Below are 12,792 nucleotides of genomic sequence, written 5' to 3' on the forward strand. Positions count from 1 at the left end.
TCTGGAGGCTTTTATGACTTGTGGAAAATGGAAACAGTGTAACTGAGGGATTTATCATATTGTGGTAAAATCGTTCATATCAAAGTAATGGAATAGAAAATGCGCAAATTTTGAAGGGAGGTTTGAGTTTTTTGGATGCTCTTGATATATTAACCGACCTTGAGCACGTTGTACCATACTTTCAGCCGATTTTTAATGCGGAAGAACATAAAATCATCGGGTACGAAATTTTAGGCCGTTATGTAGGCAAAAACGAAGAAATAAGTCTTGGATCTTTTTTTGATGATGACTCGATACCGGAAGAATACCGGATTGAAGTGGAGAATGCTGTACTTAGCAAAGCTCTTGAAATAGCTTCTAGTGCATGCGAGCAGGAGTTATTGTGGTTTGTTAACAGGGATGCGGCATTATTGATGTTGGACGATGGGGAAGGTTTTTTGCAATTGATTCTGTCTTACCAGGATAAAGGTGTTCGTCCAGATCATATTGTCCTTGAAATATCTGATCGCCATGTCCAAAGCCATATCGAGCATCTAATCAATTATTATAAATCTTACGGAATAAAAATCGCGATGGATAAAGTAGGCAGCGAAAGCAGTTATTTAAACCGTATAGCAGGCATAGAACCAGAAATACTAAAAATTGATATGTCCTCACTCCGATCCAATAACGGCGGACCAGCTTACCTGGATGTTCTACATTCCTTATCCATCCTCGCCCGTAAAATTGGCGCCGCGATATTGTTTGAAAACATTGAAACACCATACCAGCTGCAATTTGCCTGGAAGAACGGCGGCAGGTTCTATCAAGGATTTTACTTAAAAAAACCTGATCATGGATTAGTGGACAAAGAGATCCTCAAGGATAAGCTGAAGGGTGAAATCCACGGGTTTATTTTATCCGAGAAGAAACGGCTTCAGTCATTCTATGATTTGCGGATAGAATTGAACAGCAGGTTTCAGGAATTGATCAGCAAGTATAGAAAAGAACAGAATCCAAGTGAGTTACTGATGGCTCTCGGTGATCGTATGGATGGGGTTGCTTTCCGCATGTATGTCTGTGATGAAGACGGATTCCAGCTATCACCTAATCTTTATAAAGCAGGGAATGAGTGGCTTTTGCAGCCGGAATACGAAAATAAGAACTGGAGCTGGCGCCCATATTTTCTTGAGAATATCATCCGGATGAGAGGCGGAAAAAAAGGGATCCTCTCAGATCGCTACAGTGACATAGAAACTGGAGAAGTCATAAGGACTTTTTCGCTTCCATTGAACGAAAAGGAGTTTTTGTTCGTTGACTTAAGTGCATCTTTTTTACATGTAAGGGAAGGGTTATTTTGACAGGGTGATCGGCGAATAGGAAAGCGGATTAAGCACAATTTATATATACAGCCTTCTATAAAGGGGGATTTATATGAGTATCTATACAACAATGCTTTTACTAGCAGGTGCGGGTGTGCTGGCTGGCGGTCTGTTCTATACCTGGGCATTAGGCAAGGGACAGAAAAGAGCGCAGGGAAATCTCGATTCCCAGGTTCCAGGCGCCGTCCAGGAGCACGCATATATCCGCAATCCAATCTTTTTAACCTATATCATTGTCCTTTCAATTGCCCTGTTGTTCATCATTTATTTTGCGGTGACCACAGCCAGGTATTAACCTCCAAGTTTGGGGGTTATTTTTTTTTGCCCTGATAAACCAACAATTTTTTCAATATTTGCGTTAGTTCGAGCCAGTATAGGGTAATTTGAGAATAAGAAGCCGCTTTTTATGTCAGATGCTGAAGTTATTTTACGAAAAAATTTCATAATCATAGAGGGTAAATCTTGGTAATATTGTATGTATTAGTCATCAAGAAAGAGGGGGAGAAAATGGACAAGCGTTCTAAGCTATTATCTCTATTATTTGGATTTTTTGTTTTGTTCGTCCCGGCCAATGCATATGCACAATCAGATCTGCATGGCAGGGAAGAAGTTTTCGAATTCCTCGGGAAAGCTTTTGATTCACAGGTCTCGTTAAGTGAAAAAGGGAGGACGATGGAGGAAATTGACAGCATCCTTGACCCTTATTTTACAGATGCGTACAAGTCAGGATTCATTGATGAGAACGTTGTCGGCCAGGAAAATGATTTCCAGACATATGGGACCGACATAGCACCATATTATATCCCATTTTATGCATTTTCCGATAAAACAAAAGTGGTGGAATCTGAAGATGAAATATACGTTGTCGAATTTTTTCCGTCTGCTGAGGAAGGACCTGTAAACTATGAGGATCATTATGAAGGATTGAAGCTCATTAAGGAAAAGGATGGATGGAAGGTTGCTGAATATTTGTATGATCAGGTGCCCGAGGAAGTAATCAAACAGGCATATCCAGAAAAAATGAAAGATCAGCAGGCTGCTAAACCAGAAAGTGAAGAAAAGCCGTTCATTGGTGAAATCGTTTTTGGACCAAATTTCTCGACATTGAAAACATTCATGGAATTAGGAGTGGTATTCCGGAGCGAAAACAGGACCATTTTAGTTGGGCTATTATAAAGGTGGAAGAGGTGCACTCGAGGGCACCTCTTCTTTTATGGTTTTTTTCGCAAGCATTATGAATCAAAGGTAACCGACTTTAATCTTTTATATCCAGGACTTTTTTTAACCGCTCCAGATCGAACCCTGTGATGACTTCTTCACCTATGACGATCGTAGGGGTTGAGTAGGAGTTGTAAGTCTGAGTCAGCTCCTGTCTGCTGCTGTCATCTTCATTGATGTTCTTCTCGGTAAAAGAAAAACCGAATTCAGTCAGGAACATTTTAATGATCTTGCAGGGAGGGCAATCATTTTGTGTATACACGATGATGTCATTCATATTAATAGCTTCCTCCGTTCAGTTTTGTTAAATAATGTGCCAGTCCCATCGCACTTACATTGATGTCAAGGAAGAGCAGCTCGTAGATCGGATGGCTGTCAGCCAGACCTTGCTGTTTTAAATGGGAACGTATTTTATCATAAATGTTTTTTGTTATATTTTCGACTAGCTTTTCACGTTGATTTTTATCTGAGAAAGCTAATTCTGCTTCCTGAATGAATATTTCAAGCCAATGCTCAACCTGCCTGAAAGCTTCGGCCGGTCTTTCCGACATGCCATAATGACCAAAATAGATTCTTTCGATACCTAATTCCTTATATTTTTTCATGGATTCAAGCATTTTTCCCGGATCGAATTGATTTGGCGATGTGGTGGGAAGGTAGAATTCAATTCCTTCACGGTAAAGCTGCGGATAAAAGATCCCGGCAGTATCACCTGAAAAAATCCCTTTTGTTAAAGGATGATAAACGCTCAGGTGATGATTGGCATGGCCGGGAGTATCCAGAAACTCAAGCGTCAGCTTCTCGCTGATTTTCAGTGTATCGCCCTCTCCTTTGATGAGCAAACGATCCTCCGGTACCTCAACAATCGGATCGAACAGGTCGGTAAACTTTTTGCCATAAACCGCTTTTGCTCCCTGAATCAGTCTGGAAGGATCGGCGAGATGTCTGGCACCCTTAGGATGAACGATGACTTTTGCATTTGGACAGTGTTTGAGCATCAAACCTGCACCGCCAGCATGGTCGAGGTGTATATGCGTAACGATTATGTATGATATATCTGCCGGGGATATTCCGAGTATGTTCAAGCCTTCAAGGATATAGGGAATGGATGGACTCGCGGAAGTTTCGATAATGGTAACCTTGTCCTCAGTCAATACATAGGTTCCTGTACGTTCTTCCATCTTGAGATCATAATCATCAATAAGATAGACATTTTGTGATATTTGTACTGGCTTTTTCAAAAAATCCCTCCTTTTCTTAGAGCTTTTACTTGTACATCGTCTGACAATATTTTATTCTGTTAATATTGACATGTAAAGAATTATGTATAGAAAATTCTGAAATCATTTTACATGGATATAAATAGGCCAATTGCAAAATCTATTGATAAGTTATTGGTTTTTGTCTTGAAAGGAGAGGGAGCAATGTCACAGCTTCAAGGAATCATCACCCGTTTAAAGAATCTGCAAGAGCAGTCTAATGGAGGGGAGCCTTCCCAGCGCTTTTTTGAGGTAAATGGGGAGCGTAAATGCCAGGTTACATACCATCCAAAAACGGAAACATATGAACTGGAAGTTTACAACGACAAGGAAAAGCCGAAGAAATACCAGTTCGATAACATCGACATGATTACGATTGAGATCTTTGACCTTATTCAGTAATCAAAGATCCATAACAAAAGGGCCTCATTTTGTGGTCCTTTTTTGTTCTTTAGGAAATAATAAAAACAATTAGGTGTGGATACCAGCAAGCTCCAACGCTTTGAAAGAGGCGCTTGCGCTTTTTATTATTCTTTGGAGCAAACTAAATAAAAGCACCACTATATAATTTATGATAAAATGAAATGGAAAGAAATCCATTTTAGGGAGTTTTCGCCATGATTAGTCTTTACAGCGGTGAATTTCTGGGATTATCGGTTAAGGACCTGATGATTCCTTCTGAACGTGTAGCCCACGTCCAAGTCGGCAATAGTCTTGAGCACGCCCTCCTTGTCTTGACAAAGAGCGGATATACTGCAATTCCTGTACTGGATCCACATTATCGTTTAATGGGTTTGATCAGTACACCTATCATTATGGATTCCATCCTCGGACTCGAGAGAATTGAATTTGAGCAGCTTGATACTAAAAAAGTTGAAACCGCGATGAACACTGAAATCCCCAGGATCAATGTCCATTCCAATTTGCAATCTTCCCTTGATCTGCTGGTAGATTATCCGTTTCTATGTATAGAAGATGAATCAGGGATTTTTGAAGGAATTCTGACAAGACGGACTGTTTTGCAGAAATTGACGAACGAAGTGAAAAGAATGAATAAAAAATAGTGCATGAGGCAGCTCCCGGATACGGGAGCTGAATTTTTTACTTTTCGAGGTGTAAGTATGGGACAAGCTGAACAAAAGACTGTGAAAAAAGAAACGAAACGGCCATATGTCCTGGCAACAGTCATGCTCGCCATGTTCATGGGAGCCGTGGAAGGGACTATAGTGTCAACCGCGATGCCGGCTATTGTCGGGGATCTTGGCGGGTTTGCATTATACAGCTGGGTTTTCTCAGCATATTTGCTGATGAATGCTGTTACGGTCCTTATCTATGGGAAACTTTCTGATTTATTTGGAAGGAAGCCAATACTGACTTTTGGTATCATTGTGTTCCTGATTGGATCCATCCTGTCCGGTACGGCAGAAACGATGGAGATGTTGATCTTATACCGTTTCATCCAGGGTTTTGGCGCAGGCGCTGTCATGCCGATTGCCACAACAATTGTCGGGGACATTTATTCCAGGGAGGAACGGGCAAAGGTACAGGGCTATCTCTCCAGTGTCTGGGGAATCTCAGCTGTATCAGGCCCGGCACTCGGAGGCCTCCTTGTGGAATATGCAAGCTGGAGATATGTTTTCTGGATCAATGTTCCGCTTGGTATACTCGCAATCGCGGGTCTATGGTTATACCTTCATGAAAATATCGAGAAAAAGAAGCATAAAGTCGATTATCCGGGTGCTATCCTGCTGACAATCTCTATTAGTTCCTTGATGATTGTCCTTGTAGAAGCTGGAGCGAACTGGGCCTGGACTTCACCGAAAACAATCGGTCTCATCAGCCTGAGCGTCCTTGGATTCATTTTCTTCATTCTTCAAGAGAAAAGGGCAGAAGAGCCTATGATGCCGTTTAATATTTGGCGGGAACAATCCATTTTCATTGCCAATATGACCTCATTGACTACGGGCGTCATGCTGATTGGCATATCAAGCTTTTTACCGGCATTCGTACAGGGTGTCATGGAGCGGTCCCCGATCGTAGCAGGCTTCACCCTGACGGCAATGTCGATTGGCTGGCCAATTGCTTCAGCAGCCAGCGGGAGGCTGTTACTGAGTATCGGATACCGTAAAACTTCCCTTTTTGGCGGAGCATCCCTGATCCTGGGCAGCATTCTGTTTGTCACTTTGACACCTGAGGCAGGTCCGTTATGGGCTGCAGCAGGGTCGTTTTTCGTCGGAGTAGGGATGGGACTGACAAGCACGGCTTTCATCGTTTCTATTCAAAGTACGGTCACCTGGCAGCAGAGAGGAATCGCTACCGCCGCAAATATGTTCATGAGGAACCTTGGCAATACCGTTGGTGCAGCACTGCTCGGCGGAGTTCTCAACAGCAGCATCCTCAGCTATATGAAAAAGCATGGAGCAGAAGACCAGGATCTTTCGATAGATGCAGCAAATGTGCTGCTCAATGAGGCGGAACGCCAAAAGCTTTCTGCTGGCATGAAAACGATCCTCCAGGACGCACTGACAAATGCACTGCATTCTGTCTATATTGTCGTGTTCATATTCGCAGTCGTCAGCTTGCTGTTCATCTTATTTCTGCCAAAAGAAGAAAAAACTGCAGATTGAAGCTTCTGCAGTTTTTGTTTATAAAGTCTGTTTTCGTAAAGATTGTTGTTAAAATCTTAAAGCCGATTTTAACGTGCTATAAAGCCATTTTGCAGTTCGTTTTTAAGTATGCAAGCTCTTTTCTGATTATAAGCATGTATTTAAATGAAAACTAGGTCATTCAATCCCATATTGTGGTCAATAGCAACAAAGTATTAGAAAAGAGCCTTATAAAATAATCGATGAGAATGGTACTATATAGTTGAAAAACATTTAAAGAGGGTAAACGATGTCATCAATTTCGGAATTTCATTTATTGTCAGTGCTTGCACAGGAGATGAATATGAGGAAGGCAGCGGAGAGACTGTTTGTCTCACAGCCAGCCTTGTCCCAGCGTCTTCAATCAATTGAGAAGGATTGGGGCACCAAGCTTTTCCTTCGCTCCCAGAAGGGGCTTACTTTGACTCCTGCAGGAGAGGTCGTCCTTCAATTTGTCAATGAGACCATCGCCAGGGAAGAAAAAGCGAGAGAAACGATCCATGCATTAAACTCAGAAGTGTATGGAACCCTTAAAATAGCTGTCGCTTCAATTGTCGGGCAAAATTGGCTGCCACAGGTGTTGAAGAAATATGTAAGCCGTTATCCACAGGCGAAAATCTCGCTTGTGACGGGCTGGAGCAGTGAAATATCCAAGGCGCTTTATGAGGACCAGGTCCACATCGGCATTATCAGGGGAACACCAGACTGGAAGGGTGTCAAAATCCACCTTTTCAAAGACAGCCTTTACCTGGTTGACACAGAAATCACAAGTCCGGAGCAAGTCCTGGATACAGACCGGCCGTTCATCCAGTTTAAAAGTGATTCGAATTACTATCAGGAAATCCAGGATTGGTGGCTGCGGCAATTCCAGACAGCGCCTAAAAGAACAATCATTGTCGACCAGATTGAAACTTGTAAACAAATGACCTTCAATGGGATTGGCTACGCCATCCTCCCGGCAATTACACTCAATGGGGCTGAAAAGGATATCTTCAAAGTACCGCTTCATGACGAAAACAATGAACCATTAGGAAGGGACACCTGGCTCCTTGGCTACGAATCAGCCTTCCAGTTAAAGCAGGTTCAGGCCTTTATTGAAATCGTCAAGGAACACATAGTCGATTCAAAGAAAAACGATAATTAGTTTTTCTTGTTTTAAAAACTTTTGTTTGTTAAAGTAATTTTTAGAAAAGGCTGTTTTCATTCGATTGCTTTAGTACATTAGCAAGGCGTCGAAAAGAAGAGCCTGTGACAACACATACATAATTGGAGGTAAAGTCTATGAAAATGATGGATGCGAACGAAATTATTTCGTTCATTCAAAATAGCAAAAAAGCGACACCGGTAAAGGTTTATATCAAAGGTGATCTTGAGGGTATTAATTTCGGCGAGAACTCAAAGACATTCTTCTCCGGAAACACAGGTGTCATTTTTGGTGAATGGGCTGAAATCAATCAGGCACTTGAAGCGAACCAGGCAAAAATCGAAGAGTATGTCGTTGAAAACGACCGCAGGAATTCTGCCATTCCATTGCTGGATATGAAGAATATCAAAGCTCGCATTGAACCAGGCGCCATCATCAGGGACCAGGTGGAAATCGGTGACAACGCTGTAATCATGATGGGAGCGTCCATCAATATCGGTGCTGTTATTGGTGAAGGCACGATGATTGATATGAACGTCGTTCTGGGCGGGCGTGCAACAGTCGGAAAGAACTGCCATATCGGTGCAGGCTCCGTACTTGCGGGTGTCATTGAGCCACCTTCAGCAAAGCCAGTCGTGGTTGAGGACGACGTCGTCATCGGTGCTAACGCAGTAGTCCTTGAAGGGGTAACAGTAGGAAAAGGAGCTGTTGTAGCTGCAGGCGCTATTGTCATTGACGATGTGCCTCCATACACAGTTGTTGCTGGAACACCAGCACGCGTCATTAAGGAAATTGACGAAAAAACGAAATCAAAAACTGAAATCAAGCAGGAACTTCGCCAGCTTTAATAGCAAGCATGATAGAAAGCGTGGATAATTGGTCCGCGCTTTCTTTTATAAGGAGAGAACGATATGAATTGGGACACATTCATTAAAATTAGAAGAGATTTGCATCAGATTCCTGAACTTGGTTTCAAGGAGTTCAAGACGCAGGCTTATCTACTTGATTATCTGAAGAATCTTCCCCTTGACCGGATTGTAGTAAAGACTTGGAAAACGGGTATATTTGTCAAAATCCAAGGGACGAATCCCAAAAAAACAATCGGATACAGGGCAGATATCGATGGACTGCCGATCTCAGAAGCAACAGGACTAGAATTCCAATCCCTTCATCAAGGCCAAATGCACGCTTGCGGCCATGACTTCCATATGACAATCGCCCTTGGGCTGATAACTTACTTTGTCGAGAACCCAATTGATGATCATTTACTGTTTATTTTCCAGCCGGCGGAAGAAGGTCCGGGTGGCGCTGAACCAATGCTGAAGACAAATATCATGCAGGAATGGAAACCAGATTTGATCATTGCCTTGCACATTGCCCCTGAATATCCAGTGGGAACAATTGCAACAAGGGAAGGGCTGTTGTTTGCCAATACATCTGAGTTGTTCATTGACCTTGAGGGGAAAGGGGGACATGCTGCATATCCTCATCAAACCAATGATATGGTTGTCGCTGCATGTGCACTTGTGAACCAGCTTCAGTCGGTTGTCTCAAGAAATGTCGATCCACTTGATAGTGCGGTGGTAACAATAGGAAAAATCACCGGTGGCACCGTTCAAAACATCATTGCTGAAACAGCAAGGCTGGAGGGTACAATCCGAACGCTGTCTGTGGAATCAATGGCAAGAGTCAAGGAAAGAATCGAGGCACTTGTAAAAGGCATTGAAATTGGTTACCAATGCAAAACCTCAATTGACTATGGTGCCATGTATCACCAGGTTTATAATAATGAAGAAATAGCGCGTGACTTCATTGCCTTTGCTGAAAAAAAGGAAAACATTGAAGTGGTCGTGTGTAAGGAAGCAATGACTGGGGAAGATTTTGGCTATATGCTTAAAGAAATTCCCGGAATCATGTTCTGGCTGGGTGTAAACTCGGGCTACGGACTGCATCATTCCAGGCTGAATCCTGATGAAGAAGCGATCAAAACCGCCGTTGATTTATTAAGGGAGTATATCGAATATAATAGTAAATAGATTGAGAATCTATCATTCCCAAAAAAGAGGTGTTCGATATGAGACTGCGTCAGACTATGCCTGAAATATCAGGAGCCACTGAATGGCTGAATGGTGAGATAACGAGAGAACAGCTGGTCGGCGAAAAGCCTGCGCTGATCCACTTTTGGTCGATCAGCTGCCATCTATGCAAGGTAGCAATGCCAATGGTAAATGAACTCCGAGATACTTATAAAGACAAACTGAATGTGATGTCTGTCCATATGCCGCGGTCAGAACAGGACATGAATATGGATGAAATCAAACAGACAGCAGCAGAGCATCAGATTACCCAGCCCATCTTCATTGACGACAATCTTAAATTGACGGATGCATTTGAAAACAAGTACGTGCCAGCTTACTACCTTTTTGACAAAAATGGTCTCTTAAGGCATTTCCAGGCTGGCGGAAGCGGAATGAAGATGCTGGAAAAGCGCCTGGTCAGAATAATCGATGAAACGGAAAACAACGAATGATGGTTGATCAACATCTTTCTTTTACGTTCGAGAACTCGGACTTTTTTCAAGGAAATCGTCATGAGAATGTTCGCTAGAACGAGTCTAACTTCCAAAGTAAATCGCCAAGGAAATGTCCGACAGAGGAATCTGTCGGACATTTTGGATTCAAGTCTTAAGGATCGCTCTGCGTCATCCTGCTCTTCTCTCTCTGATAAGGGTATCTTTCTCGGCTAATATGGTACCCTTATGTTGCTTTTTTCCCTCTCATAAGGGTATCTTTCTGGGCTAAAGGCACCCTTACGTTGCTCTTCTCTCTCTCATAAGGGTATCTTTCTGGGCTAAAGGCACCCTTATGTTGCTCGTTTCTCTCTTACAAGGGTATCTTTCTGGGCTAAAGGCACCCTTATGTTGCTCTTCTCTCTCTCATAAGGGTATCTTTCTCGGCTAAAGGCACCCTTATGTTGCTCTTTTCTCTCTGATAAGGGTATCTTTCTGGGCTAAAGGCACCCTTATGTTGCTCTTTTCTCTCTGATAAGGGTATCTTTCCCGGCTAATTGTACCCTTATGTTTCTCTTTTCCCTCTCATAAGGGTATCTTTCTCGGCTAAAGGCACCCTTATGTTTCTCTTTTCCCTCTCATAAGGGTATCTTTCTTGTCTAATGGTACCCTTATGTTGCTATGTTTTTCTCACTTACTCAACCACAAAAGAAGTAAATCCACCAATTTTTCTACCTATAAAGTCAGATAATTCCCATATACAAAAAAATAAAAAAATTCTTAAAAAAAGCTGGAAAAATATTTCGAAACTCGATATATTAATGTATACGTGCCTTTTCTTTTTGTTAAGCTTTTCCAAAGGAGGGAAATGAATGGAGACATTCAAAAAACTGAAGGAGTATTATTGGCCTTACAGAAATTACTTTATATGGTCGATTTTATTTATGTTGATCGTAACAGCAATTACTGTAGTGTATCCTATGATTCTTCAGCTTACGATTGACGAAGCCGTCATTGGCGGAAGGTATGAGATGATTCCGGTTCTGGCAGCTGGTTTCGTGGGATTCATGATCGTTAAAGGGGTTTGTACTTATATTTATCAATATACAGGGGACCTTTTCGGAATTCACTCTGTATATAAACTTAGGAATTCGCTTTATGAAAAGCTTCAATTTCTTTCCTTCCGATATTATGACAATGCGAAGACAGGGGATCTGATGTCGAGGCTGACGGCTGATGTAGAAGGATTCCGCTTTTTTCTGAGCTTCGGGTTCTCCGAATTGATTCGTTTTGTTCTTTTAATCGGCATAAGTTTCTCCGTGATGTTCTATTATTCCATCCCGCTGACTCTGGTGACACTTGCGACCCTGCCTTTTCTAGCGGTGGTCGTCTATAAGTTTGACAAGGCGGTACATCCAGCTTTCAGGGGAATTCGTAAATCATTTGGCAAATTGAATACTAAGGTCCAGGAAAATATCAGCGGAATCAACACGGTGAAATCTCTGTCGCGTGAAGATTATGAGATTGGCAGATTCAATGATTCGAATGGCAATTATAAGGATCAATATTTATTTACATCTGAAATCTGGGCGAAGTATTTTCCGCTCATGGAGTTTCTCGGCAATTTAAGCGTCGTCCTGTTATTGGGTTACGGTGGTTTTCTTGTCATGGACGGATCGCTCCTTCCAGGAGAACTAGTCGCATTTTACAGTCTTGTCTGGTATATTATGTGGCCGATCATGAACCTGGGATTCGTGGTAAATTTATTTTCGCAATCAAAGGCATCTGGTGAAAGATTATTGGAAATTCTTGAGGCTGACGCCGAGATTGAAGAAAAGAAGGGAGCTTTGCAGATTGAAAAGCTATCCGGAGAAGTAGAATTCGATCATGTCACACTCCGCTACGGGGATGATGAAAATGCAGCTTTATATGATATTTCCTTCAAGGCAAAGCCTGGACAGACAATTGGACTGATTGGATCGACAGGATCAGGGAAAACAAGCATAACCCAGCTGATGACAAGATTCTATGAGCCGGTTTCAGGTCAGGTTCTTATTGATGGCCAGGATATCAAGGAATATTCAGTTCGCTCACTTCGAAGCAATATTGGCATTGTCCTTCAGGAATCTTTCTTGTTTTCATCATCGATTAAAGCCAATATTTCCTATGGTAACCCGGATGCGACAATGGATGAAATCATTGCAGCTGGCAAAAGGGCCCAGGCGCATAGTTTCATCATGGAACTTCCGGATCAATATGATACGATTCTTGGTGAAAGAGGCATGGGACTATCCGGAGGCCAGAAACAGAGAATCGCCATCGCGAGGGCAATTTGCGTCAATCCAAGTATTTTAATCCTGGATGATGCTACAAGTGCGGTTGATATGGAAACCGAGTTCAAGATCCAGCAAGCATTACTGGAAGTCATGAAGGGACGGACGACATTCATCATCGCACACCGCATATCCTCTCTCAAACATGCAGATGAAATTCTTGTACTCGAAAATGGATCTATTGCCGAGCGCGGGACACATGAGCAATTGATCCAGAATGGCGGAACATATCAAAAGATTTATGATATCCAGTTCAAAGACCGTCAAAAGGTGATACAAACTGGCTGATATCCTGAGTCACAATCCGTCAATCGCTAATAACC

At 42.3% G+C, this 12,792-nt stretch carries 13 protein-coding genes; 11 read left to right on the plus strand and 2 right to left on the minus strand.

Annotated elements, in window-relative coordinates; translation table 11 throughout:
* The first annotated feature begins 131 nt into the window (after positions 1 to 131).
* The 3 genes from QNH36_RS08150 to QNH36_RS08160 all read left to right on the plus strand — a co-directional run bounded on the left by QNH36_RS08150 (position 132) and on the right by QNH36_RS08160 (position 2,537).
* Positions 132 to 1,340: an EAL domain-containing protein gene (locus tag QNH36_RS08150; protein WP_251542209.1), complete on the plus strand. Its 1,209-nt coding sequence runs from the start codon at positions 132 to 134 to the stop codon at positions 1,338 to 1,340.
* A gap of 73 nt (positions 1,341 to 1,413) precedes the next feature.
* Positions 1,414 to 1,656, plus strand: coding sequence for a hypothetical protein (locus QNH36_RS08155; protein ID WP_251542206.1), 243 nt, complete (start codon positions 1,414 to 1,416; stop codon positions 1,654 to 1,656).
* 212 nt (positions 1,657 to 1,868) lie between these two features.
* A complete protein-coding gene (locus QNH36_RS08160) occupies positions 1,869 to 2,537 on the plus strand; it encodes a DUF3993 domain-containing protein (RefSeq protein WP_251542203.1) in 669 nt (222 codons plus the stop codon).
* A gap of 79 nt (positions 2,538 to 2,616) precedes the next feature.
* Here QNH36_RS08160 and QNH36_RS08165 read toward each other — a convergent pair whose 3' ends face one another.
* Together QNH36_RS08165 and QNH36_RS08170 are read right to left on the minus strand one after the other, a co-directional pair.
* Positions 2,617 to 2,856: a glutaredoxin family protein gene (locus QNH36_RS08165; RefSeq protein ID WP_144474711.1), complete on the minus strand. Its 240-nt coding sequence runs from the start codon at positions 2,854 to 2,856 to the stop codon at positions 2,617 to 2,619.
* Between the two features lies 1 nt (position 2,857).
* Positions 2,858 to 3,820: an MBL fold metallo-hydrolase gene (locus QNH36_RS08170; protein ID WP_251542201.1), complete on the minus strand. Its 963-nt coding sequence runs from the start codon at positions 3,818 to 3,820 to the stop codon at positions 2,858 to 2,860.
* Positions 3,821 to 4,003: 183 nt separating this feature from the next.
* On the opposite strand from QNH36_RS08170, the gene QNH36_RS08175 reads away from it, so the two are divergent.
* The 8 genes from QNH36_RS08175 (at position 4,004) to QNH36_RS08210 (ending at position 12,757) form a co-directional block, all read left to right on the plus strand.
* Entirely contained in the window at positions 4,004 to 4,240 is a 237-nt protein-coding gene (locus QNH36_RS08175; RefSeq protein ID WP_079508258.1) for a YkuJ family protein, read from the plus strand.
* Between the two features lie 215 nt (positions 4,241 to 4,455).
* Positions 4,456 to 4,902: a cyclic-di-AMP-binding protein CbpB gene (gene cbpB, locus QNH36_RS08180; RefSeq protein ID WP_251542199.1), complete on the plus strand. Its 447-nt coding sequence runs from the start codon at positions 4,456 to 4,458 to the stop codon at positions 4,900 to 4,902.
* A 57-nt stretch (positions 4,903 to 4,959) separates the two neighbouring features.
* Positions 4,960 to 6,465 carry an MDR family MFS transporter gene (locus tag QNH36_RS08185; RefSeq protein WP_251542196.1) on the plus strand — a complete coding sequence of 502 codons (1,506 nt, stop codon included), beginning with the start codon at positions 4,960 to 4,962 and terminating at the stop codon, positions 6,463 to 6,465.
* A 268-nt stretch (positions 6,466 to 6,733) separates the two neighbouring features.
* Positions 6,734 to 7,627, plus strand: coding sequence for a transcriptional regulator CcpC (locus QNH36_RS08190; protein ID WP_144474715.1), 894 nt, complete (start codon positions 6,734 to 6,736; stop codon positions 7,625 to 7,627).
* 137 nt (positions 7,628 to 7,764) lie between these two features.
* Positions 7,765 to 8,475, plus strand: coding sequence for a 2,3,4,5-tetrahydropyridine-2,6-dicarboxylate N-acetyltransferase (gene dapD / locus QNH36_RS08195; RefSeq protein ID WP_144474716.1), 711 nt, complete (start codon positions 7,765 to 7,767; stop codon positions 8,473 to 8,475).
* 63 nt (positions 8,476 to 8,538) lie between these two features.
* Positions 8,539 to 9,663 (plus strand): N-acetyldiaminopimelate deacetylase, encoded by a 1,125-nt coding sequence (locus tag QNH36_RS08200; protein ID WP_251542194.1) that lies wholly within the window; start codon positions 8,539 to 8,541, stop codon positions 9,661 to 9,663.
* Positions 9,664 to 9,701: 38 nt separating this feature from the next.
* Positions 9,702 to 10,157 carry a TlpA family protein disulfide reductase gene (locus QNH36_RS08205; RefSeq protein WP_251542192.1) on the plus strand — a complete coding sequence of 152 codons (456 nt, stop codon included), beginning with the start codon at positions 9,702 to 9,704 and terminating at the stop codon, positions 10,155 to 10,157.
* An 851-nt stretch (positions 10,158 to 11,008) separates the two neighbouring features.
* Complete coding sequence (locus QNH36_RS08210; protein WP_283905034.1) at positions 11,009 to 12,757, plus strand: ABC transporter ATP-binding protein; 1,749 nt, start codon at positions 11,009 to 11,011, stop codon at positions 12,755 to 12,757.
* The last annotated feature ends 35 nt before the right edge of the window (positions 12,758 to 12,792 follow it).

Origin of the sequence: Mesobacillus sp. AQ2 (genome assembly GCF_030122805.1) — a bacterium.
Lineage (GTDB): Bacteria > Bacillota > Bacilli > Bacillales > Cytobacillaceae > Mesobacillus > Mesobacillus oceanisediminis_A.

What these genes read in the sequence shown, in the direction of transcription:
- QNH36_RS08190 (WP_144474715.1), top strand. Translation starts at nt 6,734, where the DNA reads ATGTCATCAATTTCGGAATTTCATTTATTGTCAGTGCTTGCACAGGAG.
- QNH36_RS08200 (WP_251542194.1), top strand. Translation starts at nt 8,539, where the DNA reads ATGAATTGGGACACATTCATTAAAATTAGAAGAGATTTGCATCAGATT.
- QNH36_RS08160 (WP_251542203.1), top strand. Translation starts at nt 1,869, where the DNA reads ATGGACAAGCGTTCTAAGCTATTATCTCTATTATTTGGATTTTTTGTT.
- QNH36_RS08175 (WP_079508258.1), top strand. Translation starts at nt 4,004, where the DNA reads ATGTCACAGCTTCAAGGAATCATCACCCGTTTAAAGAATCTGCAAGAG.
- cbpB (WP_251542199.1), top strand. Translation starts at nt 4,456, where the DNA reads ATGATTAGTCTTTACAGCGGTGAATTTCTGGGATTATCGGTTAAGGAC.
- QNH36_RS08205 (WP_251542192.1), top strand. Translation starts at nt 9,702, where the DNA reads ATGAGACTGCGTCAGACTATGCCTGAAATATCAGGAGCCACTGAATGG.
- QNH36_RS08210 (WP_283905034.1), top strand. Translation starts at nt 11,009, where the DNA reads ATGGAGACATTCAAAAAACTGAAGGAGTATTATTGGCCTTACAGAAAT.
- QNH36_RS08155 (WP_251542206.1), top strand. Translation starts at nt 1,414, where the DNA reads ATGAGTATCTATACAACAATGCTTTTACTAGCAGGTGCGGGTGTGCTG.
- dapD (WP_144474716.1), top strand. Translation starts at nt 7,765, where the DNA reads ATGAAAATGATGGATGCGAACGAAATTATTTCGTTCATTCAAAATAGC.
- QNH36_RS08165 (WP_144474711.1), bottom strand. Translation starts at nt 2,856, where the DNA reads ATGAATGACATCATCGTGTATACACAAAATGATTGCCCTCCCTGCAAG.
- QNH36_RS08185 (WP_251542196.1), top strand. Translation starts at nt 4,960, where the DNA reads ATGGGACAAGCTGAACAAAAGACTGTGAAAAAAGAAACGAAACGGCCA.